Source organism: Enterobacter sp. PL_is514 (assembly GCF_055816715.1).
Map to the genome: position 1 here is coordinate 301,955 of NZ_JBVPGN010000030.1, position 17,140 is coordinate 319,094.

The window sequence follows — 17,140 nt, forward strand, 5'->3', positions numbered from 1 at the left end:
ATTACGGAACAACAATCAGCGGGCCACTGGCCGCCCCCGTTGCCCGCCACTGCGGCACATACATAGACTCGACCATCGGAACCGGCACCTGGTAGGTTCCTGGCGTCACGGCACGGGCCAGATAGACCAGCGTGACCGGCTGACCTTCGTTTACCGGCACGGCAGCCACAAAGCGGTCATCGCGGAATTCCATATGCTGAATATCCGCCTGCTGCATCTGGCTGAGCAGGTTCTGCACTTCGCTACCGCTGTCCTGCAGGCTGGCGCTGCTGCTTGCCAGGTTCTGGTTTTCCAGCTCCAGACCCGCAGGGAGGAGATCCACCACCAGCGCGTCCGGCACGTTCTGGCTGGCTTTAACTTCCAGCCACACCAGCACCAGTTCGCCGCTCTTCAGGGAAGAGAGCGATTTACTGCTGCCATCGGTTGCCAGGATATGACGTTCAACCTGCAGCACGTTCGAGCTCGGCTGAGGGGCATAGTCAGGGTAACCGGTGCTGTCCAGACGCACCCACAGCGGTGTCGTTCCGGTATTGGTGACCTGCAGCGCGCCAAGCTCGTCGCCGTTCACGTTTTGCACCAGTGACTTATCGCCGCCTGATGCTGTCTCAGACAGAGAGGTTTTCGCCTGCCACGTACCGGACAAGGTTTGCAGCGAACGTCCTGCCAGGAACAGCGCGTTGCTCTCCTGCGTTGACAGCCAGCGCTGGCTGAAGGCCTGTTCAGACAGGGCATTCAGCAGCGTATTTTGCGCATCCGGCAGCAGCTTGTACTCCTCGAGAAGAGAGAGCATCAGCGCGTTATCGCGAAGCTGGCTGCCATAATCGGCCATCCAGTTTTTGCTGTCGTTACGCGGCGTTTTAAGTGCCAGGTCCAGCGCCTGCTGGCTGCGCGGCGCATCGCCCATCAGTTTGAGCGCCATGCCCAGCTGCATCAGCGGCAGACCGGAAGCCGCCTGACCGTGACGATCCCAGATTTCACGCAGCGCGCCCAGCGGCGCTTTTTGCTGACGTGCCAGTACCAGTGCGGCATAGGCCTGCACAGCGAACTTGCTGGCCTGAGTATCGTCGCTGTAGCGAATAGACATCATGCCCGGATCCTGCAGATAGCGCAGCAGGCGGCTATTGGCGTTATTCACTGCATCGGCAGGCACGCTGTAACCCTGCTCGCCCGCGCGTACCAGGAAGTCGGTCACGTAGGCCGTCAGCCAGTACTCTTCCGGACCGTTTTTATCCCACAGCGCGAAACCACCGTCTTCACGCTGCATCTGCAGCAGACGGGAGATGCCAATATCAATCGCTGCACGGCGCTTGTCATCGGTGTCGCCCTTGATGCCAAGTGCAGTAAGCTGCGCCGCGTTGGTGTAGAGCGACGGGAACAGTCCGCTGGTGGTTTGCTCCAGGCATCCGTACGGGTAGGCCTGCAGTTCACGAATATAGCGCGCCAGGTTGAGCGGTGGTTTGCCGCTCAGCAACAGTTGCCCCTGCAGGGTGGCAGGAGAGAAACCTTTGCTGTGCTGCGCCGGTGCGGTCCAGGATTCGCCGGGGTTTAGCATGGCACCGGTATTCACCGTCTGCGCCGGGAACGCCGGACGCACGCCGATTTTCCAGCTCTTTTGCTGCGGTGCGAAAGTCTCGCCCGGAAGCTGCAGACCGGTCACCTGCGCGGTCACTTCACCGTCACCATAACCGTCCAGTGCGCGCACGGGAATAAACAGCGTGCTGCGCGCCCCTGGCGGCAACTGAACCGGCTGCGGCTGCGCGCCTTCCAGCACCAGTTTGCCGGTAGAGGTCAGGGCGACGTTAAGCGTTTGCGGCTTGTCGGTCAGGTTGGTGATATCCAGCGTCAGCCGCGAGGTATCTCCGCTTGCCAGGAAGCGCGGGGTATTCAGCTCGGTAATGACCGGCGCGGCCACAATAACCTTGCTTTCACTGCTGCCGAAATCGTCTTCCGTCCAGGCCTGCGCCATCAGACGCAGCTCGCCGTTGAAATCACCAATCGGTAGCGTAATCGTGCCTTCCCCGTTGGCATCCAGCGTGACCGGCTGCGCCTGCTGGGCAATAATGGTGACGTGGTTCACCGGCGGTTTGCCGCCACGCTTCAGTTCATCCCCATCGCCACCAAAGCGCAGCGCGGCCAGACGGCCCTGTCCTTCAATGACCTGACCGTAGATATCGTAAATATCCGCGCCGTAGCGCTTCTGACCAAAGAAAGCCTGCCACGGATCCGGCGTGACGTAATCGGTAATGTTCAGCACGCCGCTGTCCACCGCCGAGACCAGAACGTTCACCTTCTGCGGGACGGCCCCCTCTTTCACGCTGGCTTTCACCTTCACCGAGAGCGTCTGGTTTGGACGCATCTTCTGCGGGTTATCAAGCGCAATATTCAGGCGGCGATTTTCGTCGCCCATAGGCAGATGCAGCAGGCCAACCGCGCGTTTCGGCGTGGCAGATTTGGATTTATCCCCAGGCCGTACCACCAGCGTACTCAGGTAGAGATCGTGACGTTTCCAGGCCTTGTCGACCGGGATAGCAAGATCAAGCCCGTTTGCCGGTACGTCGATCTCCTTCCACCACAGCGGCCCTTCGCTGGACTCGATCATCGCATAGCCCTTGCCTGCGGCTGGCGCGGCAATGTGCAGGTTGATGGTGTCGCCCGGCTGATAGGCTGGCTTATCCAGCTTCAGCGTCACGCGGTCAGGGCGCGCAGCCCCGGTGCCGTCGCTGTTATCCTGCCAGCTATACCCTGCCCAGAAGCGTACGCTGCTGACCATCTCATCAGGCGCTTTCACCTCCAGACGGTATGAACCCCACTCCACCGGGAAGGTGACTTTACCCGTTTCGTCGGCCTTGAGCGTCAACTCCTGCTCGCCTTCGACCAGGTCTTTCTGATCGAACTGAGACTGCCAGCCTTCGCTCTCAGACCAGTTCCAGAAGTAGTCACGGCGCTCGCGGATCAGGCGAACCTGCAAACCGGACACCGCTTTTTTCGCGCCGCTGGCATCGGCGTAAACGATATCGAAGCTGGCGTTGCCGTTCTCGTCAACAATCGGCTGGTTGACGGTGGTATCGGTGCGGTAGTCGTAAACGGCTTTACTGGCGAACTGAGGGCGAATACCCGGCAGCTCAGCCGCCGGCCAGATGGCCTGCTCAGCGCGACGCGTTACCGGGCGGCCGCCGGACTCCAGCAGGCTGGCCTGCAGAATCAGCTGCAGCGGAGAGTGCACTTCTTTCCACTGGCTTTCGGTAGAAACCTGTCCACGCCCCTGCTCATCCAGCGTAAGCTGCACCTCATCCAGGCTGCGGCTCAGGTTCTCCTCGGCGATATCGCCAAACTGGAAGCCCGGCAGCGCTGCCACCGCGTCACGCAGCGGACGCAGGAAGAGCTGGCCCTGCAGAGAATTACCGTTGGCCGGAGCGCCATACAGGTAATAGCCCACCACGTTAAAGTCCACGTTATCCTGTGGTGAAACCGGCGTTTTTTGTCCGCTCAGGTTGAGCGCCATGCGCTCTGGCATGAAGTCTTCGACGTGGAAGTCCCACAGGCGCTGCAGGTTATCGCCGGTGTTGGCGCGGATATGCCACATACCGGTCTGCGCCCCGCTGTCCAGCGGATAGTTGAAGCGATAGAGACCGTTCTCTGGCTTGACGACAATCGTACGAGCGACCTGTCCATCCGGACGCAGCACGTCGAGCTTCACAGGCTGATCCGGAAGTGGCTTACCGTCACTGTCGCGCAGCAGACCGTTGAGGATCACCGTTTCACCTGGGCGGTAGAGATCGCGTGGGCCAAACATAAAGAACTGCTTGCTGTAGCCCGGGCTCCCTGCGATATCAAACTCCGCCAGATCAAGAGCCGGCAGCTTGAGATCGAGCAGCGTGGTCTGGCCATCTTTACTGGCCAGGATCAGCGCGGCCTCTTTGTCGGTCTCAAGCTTTGCGTGGCCATCGCCGTCGCTTTTCGCTTCGGCAAGCGTCTGCCCTTTATCGTTCAACAGGGTGACGGTGACGCCGGACTGCGCCGCACCGTTTTCCAGGCTCTGGGTGAAGATGTCCAGGCGATTATGATAACGGTGAGCGGACAAGCCGATATCGCTCAGGGTAAAGAGCGTCGCGGCGTTGCTGTAGTTGTAGTGCCCGGCCTGGTTCATGACCGCGATATAAACGCCAGACTGCTGGAGAGGTTTAATATCCTTCAGAGGCAGCAGCAATTTTTCGCGCGTATTGCGCGCCGGATTAAGATCGAATCGACCGGTGTAAACCAGCTCCGCCATCTTCAGCAGGTTATCGGACTCCCAGTTGGTCAGCGAGTTGCGGTACTCCCACTGGCTGACAAGAGAGGCCAGCGATTCCGGCTTCACGCGGTAGAAGTTGACGTCAACATTGTTGACGTTGAGCGCCATCACCGGCAGACCTTCCACCACCTTACCCGGCAGCAGCGAGCCGCGGCTGGCAAAACCAACGGTGGGTTCAATGTCCCGGGTGGTCAGGGCTTTCTCATAATCAATGCCGAACGTCGCCTTGTTCAGCGCCTGCAGGCCCCGTTCAACGGTGACGACCAGGTTGCGGTTGGGCTCAAGATGGCGCAGGCGAAGCTCTTTCAGGTTAGGCGCAAGTTCCCACGCCCCGTCAACCTTGCCGCTTTTTTTATCCACGACGTGCACGGTTTTCGCGAAATCCTGATCGGGATTCAGCGGAACCGAGAATGTCAGCACCAGCGTGGCGGCACCGTCGAGCTGAACTTCAGAGGTATCCAGCAGGGTCAGCGCTTTTCCCTGGCTCTGGGCAGCGAGCTTAGCCAGCGTTTCAGCATTTGGCTTTTCCGCGGCTTTCGGTGTGGATGCGGTGGATGCCGCGGGAGCCGCAGCCTGAGATTTATCGTCGCTGTTATCACAGCCGACAAGCGTAAACGTGGTAAGCAGCGCGAGAGAGAGCGCGGCTAAGCGAAACGGTTTCATCCTTTGTCCCTGGCCCATGGAGCCTGTTGGTCGTCGTCCGGATAAGTATTATCCGCAAGTTTCATTAATTCAAAAAGTCCAATTTTAGAATCTGGAAAGCGCCTCGCAGAATGGCAACACGCCGCTACGCCGTGATGGAACCGCGATCACAGCACATAACGTCACATGTAACCTTTTACGTCATTTGTTTTTAAAACAAGAAGATAGCTGGATAAGCGCGCCTGAAGACTGCTAGTTTTATGACCATGACGCACCCCGAGTGCGCGGTTCAATAAGAGAGAAAGCCATGAAACGAGCCGTGAACGCCCTACAAAATTTTGGAAAATCATTGTACGGACCGGTACTTATCTTACCGATCGTCGGTCTGTTTATCGCCTTTGGTAACGTGCTGGGTAACGGTAATCTCGCGGAGTATCTGCCGTTTCTTGGCCATCCCCTGATTCAGCATATTGGTCAGCTTATCGCGAAATCTGCCGTGTCGGTGCTGGTGAACCTGGCGCTGGTGTTTGCCGTTGGTATTCCGATTGGTCTGGCGACGCGCGATAAAGGCTATGCCGCGCTGATTGGTCTGGTGACCTTTGTCGTATTCATCAACGCCATGAACGTCACGCTGCAGCTGCAGGGCGCGCTGGCGCCAGCTGCTCAGATGAAAGCGGCCGGACAAACCATGGTGCTGGGCGTGCAGGTGCTGGAGATGGGCGTTTTTGCCGGGATCCTGACTGGTGCGCTCTCCGGGTATCTGTACAACAAATACTCCGGCGTACAGTTTAACGGCGCGATGGCGATTTACTCCGGCCACTGTTTTGTCGCTATCGTCATGCTCCCCGTCTCCATGCTGCTCGGCGTGGTGATGAGCGAACTGTGGCCGTTTGCCCAGCACGGCATTAGCACCCTGGCGCTGGCCATCAAAGGCTCCGGGCCGTTTGGCGTGGCAATCTACGGTTTCCTGGAACGCATTCTGGTCCCCACCGGACTACACCATCTGGTTTATACGCCGTTCCTCTATACCGAGCTGGGCGGCACGCAGGAGGTGTGCGGCGCGACCTATCAGGGCGCGCGCAATATCTACTTCGCCGAGATGGCCTGTCCGGACGTGAAGCAGCTCAGCAGCACCGTGGTGTGGGATGCGCGCGGCATCAGCAAGATGTTCGGCCTGCCTGCCGCCGCGCTGGCGATGTATATGACCGCAAAGCCGGAGCGTAAAGCCATTGCGAAAGCCATTCTGATCCCGGCGGCGCTGACCTCGCTGCTGGTCGGCGTGACCGAGCCGATTGAGTTCTCCTTCCTGTTCGTCGCCCCGCTGCTGTTCGTGGTGCACGCGGTGCTGACCGGCATCGGCATGATGTTGTTCTCGCTGCTGGGCGTTCACGCCATCGGTGCCAACGGGATTATCGACTTCATCCTCTACAACCTGCCGCTCGGCACGGAGAAGTCCAACTGGCCGATGTACATCGTGGTCGGGCTGATCATGTTTGCTCTCTACTTCGTGGTGTTCCGCTTCCTGATCCTGCGCTTCAACATGAAAACGCCGGGCCGTGAAGATGAGGACCAGGAGACGCGCCTCTACAGCAAGCAGGAGTACCAGGCTAAAGGCAATAACGACGGGCTGGGCGAGTCCATCGTGGTGGGTCTGGGCGGTCGGGAAAACATTGAAGTGGTGGATAACTGCTACACCCGCTTACGCGTCACGGTGAAGGACGTCGCCATCATCGACGAGCCGCGGCTGAAGGCGACCGGCGCGAAAGGGATTATCAAACAAGGTAACAACGTTCAGGTGGTCTACGGGCTGCACGTCAAAAAAATGCGAGAAGCCGTTGAGACGTTTCTCTGAAAGGAGCTAAAGATGTTTACACCCCCATTTATCCTGTCGATTGCCGGCGGCGGCAGCACCTACACGCCGGGTATTGTGAAAAGCCTGATGGTGCGCCTCCAGGATTTCCCGCTGGCCGAAATTCGCCTTTACGATATCGACGAGGCGCGTCAGAACACCATTGCGCCCGTCGTCGAGAAGGTCATTCGCGACCACAGCCAGAGTATCAAATTTACCGTCACCAGCGACCCGGAAGTGGCCTTCAGCGGCGCGCATTTCGTCTTCGCCCAGATGCGCGTCGGCCAGTATAAAATGCGCGAGCAGGATGAGAAGATCCCGCTGCGTCACGGCGTGGTCGGCCAGGAAACGTGCGGACCCGGGGGTCTGGCGTACGGACTGCGCACGATCCTGCCGATGGTGGAGCTTATCGATCTGGTGGATCGCTACGCGCACGAGAAGGCCTGGATCGTGAACTACTCCAACCCGGCGGCGATCGTCGCGGAGAGCGTACGCCGCCTGCGCCCGAACGCGCGGGTGCTGAACATCTGCGATATGCCGGTAGCCGCGATGCGCAATATGGGGGCGATTCTGGGCGTCGATCGCCACAAGCTCGAAGTCGACTACTTCGGCCTGAACCACTTCGGCTGGTTTACCCGCGTGCTGGTGGACGGCGAAGACAAGCTCCCGGCGCTGCGTAAGCATATCGCGAAGTTTGGCCTGCTGACGGAAGATGCGGCCAAAACCGACCCGCAGCATTCCGATCCCTCCTGGGTGAAGACCTGGCGCAACATTAAGCCGATTATGGACAACTTCCCGGAGTATCTGCCGAACCCGTATCTGCAGTATTACCTGATGCCGAACCAGATTGTGGCGCACCAGAACCCGGACTATACCCGCGCCAATGAAGTGATGGACGGGCGCGAGAAAAAGCTGTTCGCCGCCGCCGAAGAGTATAAGCGCACCGGGATCCTGCCGGATGCCTTCCACGTGGGCGTGCACGGCGAGTTTATCGTCGATGTCGCCCGCTCGCTGGCCTTTAACCTGCGAAGCCGCCATCTGGTGATGGTGGAAAACCGCGGCGCGATTACCAACCTGCCTTACGATGCCGTGGTGGAAGTACCCGCTTATATCACCTCCGAAGGCCCGGAACCGATTCGCGTCGGTCAGGTGCCGCTGTTCCATCAGACCCTTTTGCAACAGCAGCTCGCCTCTGAACAGCTGCTGGTGGAGGCGACTATCGAAGGCAGCTATGAGAAAGCCCTGCAGGCATTCACCCTCAACCGCACCGTGCCGACCATGGAACATGCGAAAGCAATTCTGGATGAGATGATCGAGGCCAACCGCGACTACTGGCCTGCGCTGCAAAAAGCCTGGCAGGACGGCGAAACGGTGAAAAAATAGGGGCTTGCTCGCGAGTTGAACGTGGTTTGCTTGTCGGTGTCAGAAAAAACACCGACAATCCTTTTTTACGGAAAAGAATGGAGGCAACCCATGTCCACCTCATATTTTGTCGCCGCCGACTGGCTGATTGAGCACGGCGACGATCCGGAAGTTCAGATTATCGACGCGCGTATGGCCCCGGCCGGGCAGGAACACCTTCGCGATATGGTCGCGGAATACCGTGCAGGGCACCTGCCTGGCGCGGTATTTTTTGATATCGAAGCCCTCTCCGATCACACCTCTCCCCTGCCGCACATGCTGCCGCGCCCGGAAGCATTTTCCGTGGCGATGCGCGAGCTGGGCATCAGCAAAGACAAACATCTCGTTGTCTATGATGAAGGTAACCTCTTCTCCGCACCGCGCGCGTGGTGGATGCTGAAGAACTTCGGCGTGGAAAAAGTGTCGATTCTGGCGGGCGGGCTGGCGGGCTGGAAGCGCGACGAGCTGCCGCTTCAGCAGGGCGATGTGGCGCTGCCGGAAGGTGAATTCGACGCGACCTTTGACACCCACGTGGTAAAACGCCTGACCGACGTGCTGGTCGTGAGCCATGAAAAAACGGCGCAAATCGTCGATGCCCGTCCTGCTCCGCGCTTCAATGCCCAAGCGGATGAACCGCGTCCGGGGCTGAAGCGTGGACATATTCCGGGCGCGCTGAACGTGCCGTGGGGCGACCTGGTGTTTGAGGGCGAGCTGAAAACCACCGACGAGCTGCGCGCCATTTTTGACCGTGCTGGCGTGGATTTACATCGTCCGATTATTGCCAGCTGCGGCTCCGGCGTCACGGCCTGCGTGGTGATCCTGGCGCTCGCCACGCTCGGCGCGAACGACGTCACGCTCTACGACGGCGCCTGGAGCGAATGGGGTGCGCGAGACGACCTGCCTGTCGAACCCGCGAAATAATGGATAACCGCCTGGCCACGCTGTTGACGCGCGGAGCGTCATTGACCCGCGCGGAGTATCGCGTCCTCGCCCACCTCACGGAGCATCCGCTGCTGGTGGGCAACATCACGGTGCGAGAGCTTGCTCAGGCGACGTTTGTTTCTACCGCCACCATCATGCGGCTGTGTCAGAAGCTGGGGTTCAGCGGCTTTAGCGAGTTTATCTGGCACTGCAAGCAGCTGCTCTCCGACACGCCGCACATTGCCGTTCAGGGGCAATCGCGTCCCGAGCTTCCGGCGCTGTTTAATCAGTTTATCGCCAACTATCAGCACACCTTTCAGTGGGTCACGCAGGAGAAGCGACAGCAGTTTGCCGACCTGCTGCGCCAGAAAGAGAGCTTCTTTCTCTACGGGGCTGGGTTTTCCTATCTCTTTGCGGAGTACCTGACCAAGAAGCTGCAGGTGTTGGGCAAAACGGCGTTTATCTCCGGACCGGGGGACAGCAGGAATATTTTCCTCAGCAACGCCGCGCGCTATCAGGTGTTTATTGCCGTCTCGCGCAGCGGCGAAACGGAGCAGGTGCTGGATAAAGCGCGGATTGCCAAAAACGTCGGCATGACCATCGTCGCGTTTACCCGCGCCTCGGCCAACACGCTGGCAGAGATGGCCGACGTTCACTTTGCGCTCTATGACGAAGCGGTACACTACGCCGCCGAAGCCGCAGGGGTGACGTCGTTTGAGTCGAATCTGGTGCTGCTGATGGATTTACTGCTGCTGGAAGCAACGGGGTGACATTCACCCCGCTGAAATCAGATGATGCGGTTGGTTTTGAGATCGCGCAGGAAGCCGCCCCAGCGACGCTCGTAGAACGGGGTGATGTGCTCGGTAATAAAGTGGCTGATACCCTTCTCACCGTTTTTCACCTGACAAATATCAATCGGCTCATCGCCCGGTAGCGTGTCGGTCGCCACGCTGCCCGCAGCCTGAACGATCTCGTCGAAATCGCCATCGGCCTCAATACCGATCAACAGCACCGGCTTTTCGTCCGCGCGCTCTTTGATGGAGCAGAGAAACGCGCGCCTGACGGGCTTGAGCGTTTTGAACAGCGTCGTCAGGGAATCAATCATCTGCGCGGGCGGCTCGGCCACCTCAGACAGCAGCAGCGTTTCACCCCCTTCAAGCACTTCCTGGGTGCTGAGCGGGTTGCCCTCTTCACCTATCAGGTGGCTGATTTCACGCGGCGTGAACTCTTTCCCGGTCGGCAATTTAGCGTTGAGGAACAGCGTCTGGCCCAGCGTCATTTCAAACAGGGTACGCACCGGCATTACCACGAACGCCTGTTCGTCTTCTACCGCTTCCTGCAGGGCTTCCAGCGAGGTGAAGAACGGGATCACCGACGTGCCGTCGTCTTTCTCCCAATGCAGCAGATCCAGCGCGCTGTCTTCGACAACCTGCTCACCTTCCGCCGCGGTGCCCGGCACCCAGACGGTGGATTCCAGCAGCGTGCGGAAAAAAGCCGGACGGTGGGCGGGCTCGGTCGCCGCCTGCTCCAGCAGGGTTTCTAATTCGTTTTTGGTGTCTGACATAGTTTGGCTACTTCAAAAAACGCCGGGTGGCGCTTCGCTTACCCGGCCTACAAAACCGTAGGCCCGTGCAAGCGCAGCGCCGCCGGGCAATATGATGACTCCGAAGGCGCGCGTAAGCGTAGCGCCACCCGGCTAAAAAGATTACTCAGCCGTCAGCAGGTTCGCCACGGTACGCACACCCAGACCGGTTGCGCCCGCAGACCACTGCTCAACCGCGGCTTTACGGTACGTTGCGGAGCAGTCGATGTGCAGCCAGCCTTCATGATAATTCTCAACGAAGTGAGACAGGAAGCCTGCCGCGGTGCTTGCGCCCGCAGGGTACGCCGCGCTGGCGGTATTGTTCAGCTCGGCAAAGTTGGACGGCAGCTGGCTGCGGTGGAACTCGGCCAGCGGCAGACGCCAGAACGGTTCATTTTCAGCAGCGGCGCTTGCCAGCAGGCGAGCGGCCAGCTTGTCGTCAAAGCTGAACAGCGCATGGTAGTCGTTACCCAGCGCGGTTTTCGCCGCGCCGGTCAGGGTCGCCATATCGATAATCAGCTCTGGCTTCTGGGCAGACGCGTCGATCAGGCCATCGGCCAGCACCAGACGGCCTTCGGCGTCGGTGTTCATCACCTCAACGTTTTTGCCGTTACGGTAGCGAATGATGTCGCCCAGCTTGAAGGCATTACCGCTCACCATGTTGTCCGCGCAGCACAGGTACAGCTTCACGCGCTTGTTCAGACCGCGGGTAATCGCAAACGCCAGCGCGCCGGTGATGGTGGCCGCGCCGCCCATGTCGGACTTCATGGAGTCCATGAACGCGCTCTGCTTCAGGCTGTAGCCGCCGGTGTCGAAGGTGATACCTTTACCTACCAGGCAGGCAAAGACAGGGGCGTCTTTATTGCCGGTTGGGTTGTAGTCCAGCGCCAGCAGCACCGGTGGACGCTCAGAACCACGGCCCACGGTATGAATACCCATGTAGTTCTGCTCGCGCAGGTCTTCACCCTTGGTGATGCGGTAGGACATCTTGTCGCCCGCCACGCCGCACAGCAGGTCAACCGCGCGCTGCGCCAGCTGCTCAGGGCCTAACTCTTCCGCCGGGGCGTTGATGGTGTCGCGCACCCAGTCGATAATTTGCAGGCGGCTTTCCAGCTCTTTCTGACCGGCTTCGTCGAGGTTTGCCCACTCAATTTTGCGGGTGCCTTTCGGGCCTTTGTAGCCTGCCCAGAATGCCCAGCTGCGGTCGGTGTCCCAGCCTTCGCCTTCCAGGGAGACATGCTTAATGCCCAGACCGTCAATTTTACGCGCGGCGCGCTGGATCAGGCCCAAATCATCGTTGCCCGTCAGGTGCAGGGTAATACCGTCGTTGTTGATGCTGTAGCTGGCTTTCTCGCCCCAGCGCGCGTCGGCGGGCTGCGTAGAGAGCGTAATCTTCATCGCTTCGGTCATTTTATTTTTCCTTATTAGCAACTAGCAAACGGGCCGCCTGAAGGCAGCCCGTTTTGTTATTTATTCTGCTTCATCTAACCAGACTAACAGAATCGCCTCCAGAATTTTTTCATTGGATGCGTTTGGATCGTCGTCGAAATCTTCCAGATCGCAGATCCACTGATGCATGTCGGTGAATCGTACGGTCTTCGGATCGAGATCCGGGTTCGCGTCGTAGAGCGCTTCGCCGATTTCACGGCTGTCTGTCCACTTCAGTCCCATATCAATGCTCGCGTGCGTGGTTGATGGTGTAACGTGGGAATTCCACGACCAGATCTTCATCGGTCACCGCAGCCTGGCAGCTCAGGCGGCTGTCTGGCTCCAGACCCCATGCTTTATCCAGCATGTCGTCTTCGTCTTCGGTGCTCTCGGCGAGAGAGTCAAAACCTTCACGCACGATGCAGTGGCAGGTGGTGCAGGCACAGGATTTTTCACAGGCGTGTTCCACTTCGATACCTGCACGCAGGGCAACATCGAGAATGGTTTCGCCGGTCTTCGCTTCCAGAACAGCGCCATCCGGACAGAGGTCCGCATGAGGCAAAATTACAATCTTTGGCATATTAAACCTCGTCCACGGACTGGCCTTTCAGCGCGACGCGGACAGATTTGTCCATGCGGCGAGCAGCAAAGTCCTGGGTTTGTTTATCAACGTTTTTAATGGCTTCTTCTATTGCGTCAGCGTCATTGCCTTCAGCGACCACGCTTAAGCGCGCGGCCGCTTCGTCAATTACCTGACGCTCAGCGGCGCTGAGCAGCGCGGCGTCGGCAGCGAGCGCGCCGGTCAGGCTTTCCAGCACGCGTGCGGCTTCCACTTTTTGTTCCGCCAGCATACGCGCCTTCACATCCTGCTCGGCGTAGCTCATTGAGTCCTGAATCATAGAGGCGATTTCGCCATCGGTCAGGCCGTAGGACGGCTTCACCTGGATGGACGATTCCACGCCGGTGGATTTTTCCATCGCCGTGACGCTCAGCAGACCGTCGGCATCCACCTGGAAGGTGACGCGAATGTGCGCCCCGCCCGCAGGTAGCGCCGGAATTCCGCGCAGCGCAAAGCGCGCCAGAGAGCGGCAGTCCTGCACCAGCTCCCGCTCACCCTGCATCACGTGGATGGACATCGCGGTCTGGCCGTCTTTAAAGGTGGTGAACTCCTGCGCGCGCGCCACCGGAATGGTGGTGTTACGCGGGATCACTTTCTCCACCAGGCCGCCCATGGTTTCTAACCCCAGCGACAGCGGGATGACGTCCAGCAGCAGCATTTCGCTGTCCGGCTTGTTGCCGACCAGAATATCGGCCTGGATTGCGGCGCCCACGGCAACCACTTTGTCCGGGTCGATGGAGGTCAGCGGCGTGCGGCCAAAGAATTCGCCCACGCGCTCACGCACCAGCGGCACGCGGGTCGAACCGCCTACCATGACCACTTCCAGCACCTCGTTCGCCTCAACGCCCGCATCTTTCAATGCGCGACGGCAGGCCAGCAGGGTGCGTTTCACCAGCGGGGCAATCAGATCGCTGAACTGGTCGCGGGTGATGTCACCCTGCCAGCCCGCAACGTTCACGGTAACCGTCTGCGCATCGCTCAGGGCGATTTTGGCGTCAATAGCCGCATCCAGCAGCTCGCGCTGTACGCGCGCATCGCTGCGATCGCTGATGCCCGCCTGCTCGCGAATGTAGTCCGCCAGCAGATGGTCGAAGTCATCGCCACCCAGCGCGGAATCCCCGCCGGTTGCCAGCACTTCAAATACCCCACGGCTCAGGCGCAGGATTGAAATATCAAAGGTACCGCCGCCGAGATCGTAAACCGCAATGACCCCTTCCTGACCGGAGTCGAGGCCGTAGGCAATCGCCGCAGCCGTCGGTTCGTTCAGCAGACGCAGCACGTGCAGGCCCGCCAGACGCGCGGCGTCTTTGGTGCCCTGACGCTGTGCATCGTCAAAGTACGCAGGAACGGTGATCACCACGCCGTCCAGGTCGCCGCCGAGCGTTGCCGTGGCGCGCTCTGCCAGTGCCTTGAGGATATCAGCAGAAACACGAATCGGGTTCAGCAGACCGGCCGCGGTCGCGATCATCGGCAGGCCGTTTTCACTGGCCTGCAGCTGATACGGCAGATGCGGGTAGCGGGTCTGAATATCGGCCAGCGAGCGGCCCATCATGCGCTTGACGGAGCTGATGGTGTTGGCCGGATCGCGCGCGGCGTTGGCGCGGGCGTCATAGCCGACCGCGTGACCCTGCTGCTGGTAGTGGACCACGGAAGGCAGCAGATGGCGGCCCTGCTCGTCGGCCAGCGTTTCCGCCTGGCCGCTGCGCACGGTCGCCACGAGGGAATTGGTGGTGCCCAGATCGATACCCACCGCCAGACGACGCTGGTGCGGTGCGGCACTTAAGCCAGGCTCACTAATTTGTAATAAGGCCATAATTGCTTCCGAAATTAAAAATCGAGCAGCTTTTCTTCGAGTTGTTCAGCACTGCTTCGCAGTTTATCGAGAAAACGGAGTTTGCGCACAGTATCTGCCGCCACGTCCCAGGTCTCGTTGTTCAGTTGCTCCACCATCTGCTGATGGCGGATATCGAACATGCCCTTCACGCGCGTAATAAAGCTTTCCAGACGCGCTTCGTCTTTGGCCTGTTCAATCTCATCGAGCTCTTCGCGAAGCTCCAGCTGCTCCATCAGAAATGCCGTGTCGCGCACGGTGTGCTGTTCGCTCGCCAGATCAAAACCGTGGAGCGAGAGCAGATATTCAGCGCGCGCCAGCGGGTGACGCAGCGTCTGCCAGGCCTGGTTGATGGTCGCAGAGTGGGAAACCGCAGCCAGCTGCTCTGCCTGAGTACCGCTCGCGAATTTGTCCGGATGGTACTGACGCTGAAGATCCTGAAAGCGGATCGTCAGCGCCTGGAGATCAATCGGGTATTGAGCGGGAAGTCCGAAGAGAGTGAAGTAATCCATAACAATCTCAGGGGTAGCCTGTTATAACAAACCCCACGCGCAGCGGGTACGCCACGGTGGGGTTTCGGATGACGCGCGGTTAAACGTGGAAGCTTTCGCCGCAACCACACTCGTCTTTGACGTTCGGGTTCGTGAATTTAAACCCTTCGTTCAGGCCTTCTTTAACGAAGTCCAGCTGAGTGCCGTTGAGGAATTGCAGGCTTTTGCCATCGACCACCACCTTCACGCCCTTGTCTTCAAACACGGTGTCGTCAGACGCCGGTTCATCAACAAACTCCAGTACGTAAGCCATACCAGAACAGCCGGAGGTACGTACGCCCAGTCGCAGGCCAAAGCCTTTACCACGGTTCGCCAGAAAAGAGCTTACTCGCGCGGCAGCGCTGTCGCTAAGGGTAATCGACATACTCAAACCTCAATTATTTTGCTTCACGTTTGCTTTTGTAATCCGCAATGGCGGCTTTGATCGCGTCTTCTGCCAGAATTGAGCAGTGAATTTTCACCGGTGGCAGTTCGAGTTCTTCAGCAATATCCGTGTTCTTGATTGCCTGTGCTTCGTCCAGAGACTTGCCCTTCACCCATTCGGTGACCAGGGAGCTGGACGCGATAGCAGAACCGCAGCCGTAGGTCTTGAAACGCGCGTCTTCAATGATACCTTCATTGTTGACTTTAATCTGCAACTTCATCACGTCGCCACACGCCGGCGCACCGACCATGCCGCTACCAACAGATTCGTCGCTGTTGTCAAAAGAGCCAACGTTGCGTGGGTTTTCGTAATGATCGATGACTTTTTCGCTGTATGCCATGATTGAATTCTCCTTATGTACCGATTAGTGATGTGACCATTCAATGCTGTTCAGATCCACGCCCTGCTTGAACATTTCCCACAGTGGAGAAAGGTCGCGCAGACGGCCAATGGAGTTGCGAACCAGCTTGATGGTGTAGTCAATCTCTTCTTCGGTAGTGAAACGACCTAAAGAGAAACGGATAGAGCTGTGTGCCAGCTCGTCAGTCATACCCAGCGCGCGCAGCACGTAGGATGGCTCAAGGCTTGCAGAAGTACAGGCAGAACCGGAAGAAACGGCCAGGTCTTTCAGCGCCATAATCAGCGATTCGCCTTCAACATAGTTGAAGCTGACGTTGAGGATGTTCGGAGCGCCCTGCTCGAGATCGCCGTTCAGATACACTTCTTCCATATCTTTCACGCCGTCCCACAGACGGTTACGCAGCGTACGCAGGCGCGCCATCTCGGTTTCCATCTCTTCTTTTGCAATGCGGTAGGCTTCGCCCATGCCCACGATCTGGTGAACAGGCAGCGTACCGGAACGCATGCCGCGCTCGTGACCACCGCCGTGCATCTGTGCTTCGATGCGGATACGTGGCTTACGACGAACGTACAGCGCGCCAATCCCTTTCGGGCCATAGATTTTGTGGCCGGAGAAGGACATCAGGTCTACTTTCAGCTGGCTCAGGTCGATAGGCAGTTTGCCCACGCTCTGGGTCGCGTCTACGTGGTAGATGATACCGCGCGCGCGGCACATTTCGCCGATGGTCGCGATGTCCTGCACCACGCCGATTTCGTTGTTGACGTGCATGATGGAGACCAGAATGGTGTCATCACGCATAGCCGCTTCGAGCTCTTTCAGGTCGATGATGCCGTTGCTCTGTGGCGCCAGGTAGGTGACTTCATACCCTTCACGCTCCAGCTGACGGCAGGTGTCCAGCACGGCTTTGTGTTCGGTTTTGCTGGTGATGATGTGCTTGCCTTTTTTCTGATAAAAGTTAGCTGCACCTTTGATCGCCAGGTTGTCGGATTCGGTCGCACCGGAGGTGAAAACAATCTCACGCGGGTCGGCACCCACCAGGTCAGCAATCTGATTACGGGCGATATCAACCGCCTCTTCAGCATGCCAGCCAAAACGGTGTGAACGGGAAGCTGGGTTACCAAAGTTTCCGTCCAGGGTCAGACACTGCATCATTTTCTCGGCAACACGCGGGTCCACCGGCGTGGTTGCGGAGTAATCGAGATAAATCGGTAATTTCATTGCTCTTTAAACTCCGTACATC

At 58.8% G+C, this 17,140-nt stretch carries 14 protein-coding genes; 4 read left to right on the forward strand and 10 right to left on the reverse strand.

The window, feature by feature from the left end:
- Position 1: 1 nt before the first annotated feature.
- Complete coding sequence (locus tag AC0TNG_RS10680) at positions 2-4,954, reverse strand: alpha-2-macroglobulin family protein (protein ID WP_267217602.1); 4,953 nt, start codon at positions 4,952-4,954, stop codon at positions 2-4.
- A 286-nt stretch (positions 4,955-5,240) separates the two neighbouring features.
- Here AC0TNG_RS10680 and AC0TNG_RS10685 point away from each other — a divergent pair, with 286 nt between their 5' ends.
- The 4 genes from AC0TNG_RS10685 (at position 5,241) to AC0TNG_RS10700 (ending at position 9,874) form a co-directional block, all read left to right on the forward strand.
- Positions 5,241-6,785, forward strand: coding sequence for a PTS transporter subunit EIIC (locus tag AC0TNG_RS10685; protein ID WP_267217601.1), 1,545 nt, complete (start codon positions 5,241-5,243; stop codon positions 6,783-6,785).
- A gap of 12 nt (positions 6,786-6,797) precedes the next feature.
- Entirely contained in the window at positions 6,798-8,165 is a 1,368-nt protein-coding gene (locus AC0TNG_RS10690) for a 6-phospho-alpha-glucosidase (RefSeq protein WP_473713472.1), read from the forward strand.
- Between the two features lie 90 nt (positions 8,166-8,255).
- A complete protein-coding gene (sseA, locus tag AC0TNG_RS10695) occupies positions 8,256-9,104 on the forward strand; it encodes a 3-mercaptopyruvate sulfurtransferase (protein WP_024908647.1) in 849 nt (282 codons plus the stop codon).
- Complete coding sequence (locus AC0TNG_RS10700) at positions 9,104-9,874, forward strand: MurR/RpiR family transcriptional regulator (protein WP_024908646.1); 771 nt, start codon at positions 9,104-9,106, stop codon at positions 9,872-9,874. The genes sseA and AC0TNG_RS10700 overlap by 1 nt, the downstream gene beginning before the upstream one ends.
- A 17-nt stretch (positions 9,875-9,891) precedes the next feature.
- Here the strand turns inward: AC0TNG_RS10700 and sseB are convergent, their stop codons facing one another.
- The 9 genes from sseB to iscS form a co-directional block, all read right to left on the reverse strand.
- Positions 9,892-10,668, reverse strand: a complete 777-nt coding sequence (sseB, locus tag AC0TNG_RS10705) for an enhanced serine sensitivity protein SseB (RefSeq protein ID WP_032648693.1) — start codon at positions 10,666-10,668, stop codon at positions 9,892-9,894.
- Between the two features lie 141 nt (positions 10,669-10,809).
- Positions 10,810-12,096, reverse strand: a complete 1,287-nt coding sequence (gene pepB / locus AC0TNG_RS10710; protein ID WP_248165389.1) for an aminopeptidase PepB — start codon at positions 12,094-12,096, stop codon at positions 10,810-10,812.
- Positions 12,097-12,156: 60 nt separating this feature from the next.
- Positions 12,157-12,357, reverse strand: a complete 201-nt coding sequence (gene iscX / locus AC0TNG_RS10715; protein ID WP_003860650.1) for a Fe-S cluster assembly protein IscX — start codon at positions 12,355-12,357, stop codon at positions 12,157-12,159.
- A 1-nt stretch (position 12,358) separates the two neighbouring features.
- Positions 12,359-12,694 (reverse strand): ISC system 2Fe-2S type ferredoxin, encoded by a 336-nt coding sequence (gene fdx / locus AC0TNG_RS10720; protein WP_003860652.1) that lies wholly within the window; start codon positions 12,692-12,694, stop codon positions 12,359-12,361.
- Between the two features lies 1 nt (position 12,695).
- Positions 12,696-14,546 (reverse strand): Fe-S protein assembly chaperone HscA, encoded by a 1,851-nt coding sequence (gene hscA, locus AC0TNG_RS10725; RefSeq protein WP_024908643.1) that lies wholly within the window; start codon positions 14,544-14,546, stop codon positions 12,696-12,698.
- A 14-nt stretch (positions 14,547-14,560) separates the two neighbouring features.
- The gene (gene hscB / locus AC0TNG_RS10730) at positions 14,561-15,076 is read right to left on the reverse strand and encodes a co-chaperone HscB (protein ID WP_473713473.1); all 516 of its coding nucleotides are present in this window, start codon (positions 15,074-15,076) and stop codon (positions 14,561-14,563) included.
- A gap of 79 nt (positions 15,077-15,155) precedes the next feature.
- Positions 15,156-15,479, reverse strand: a complete 324-nt coding sequence (gene iscA, locus AC0TNG_RS10735; protein ID WP_003860659.1) for an iron-sulfur cluster assembly protein IscA — start codon at positions 15,477-15,479, stop codon at positions 15,156-15,158.
- A 13-nt stretch (positions 15,480-15,492) separates the two neighbouring features.
- Positions 15,493-15,879 carry a Fe-S cluster assembly scaffold IscU gene (iscU, locus tag AC0TNG_RS10740; RefSeq protein WP_003860661.1) on the reverse strand — a complete coding sequence of 129 codons (387 nt, stop codon included), beginning with the start codon at positions 15,877-15,879 and terminating at the stop codon, positions 15,493-15,495.
- Between the two features lie 24 nt (positions 15,880-15,903).
- Complete coding sequence (iscS, locus tag AC0TNG_RS10745) at positions 15,904-17,118, reverse strand: cysteine desulfurase (RefSeq protein WP_008502157.1); 1,215 nt, start codon at positions 17,116-17,118, stop codon at positions 15,904-15,906.
- Between the last annotated feature and the right edge of the window lie 22 nt (positions 17,119-17,140).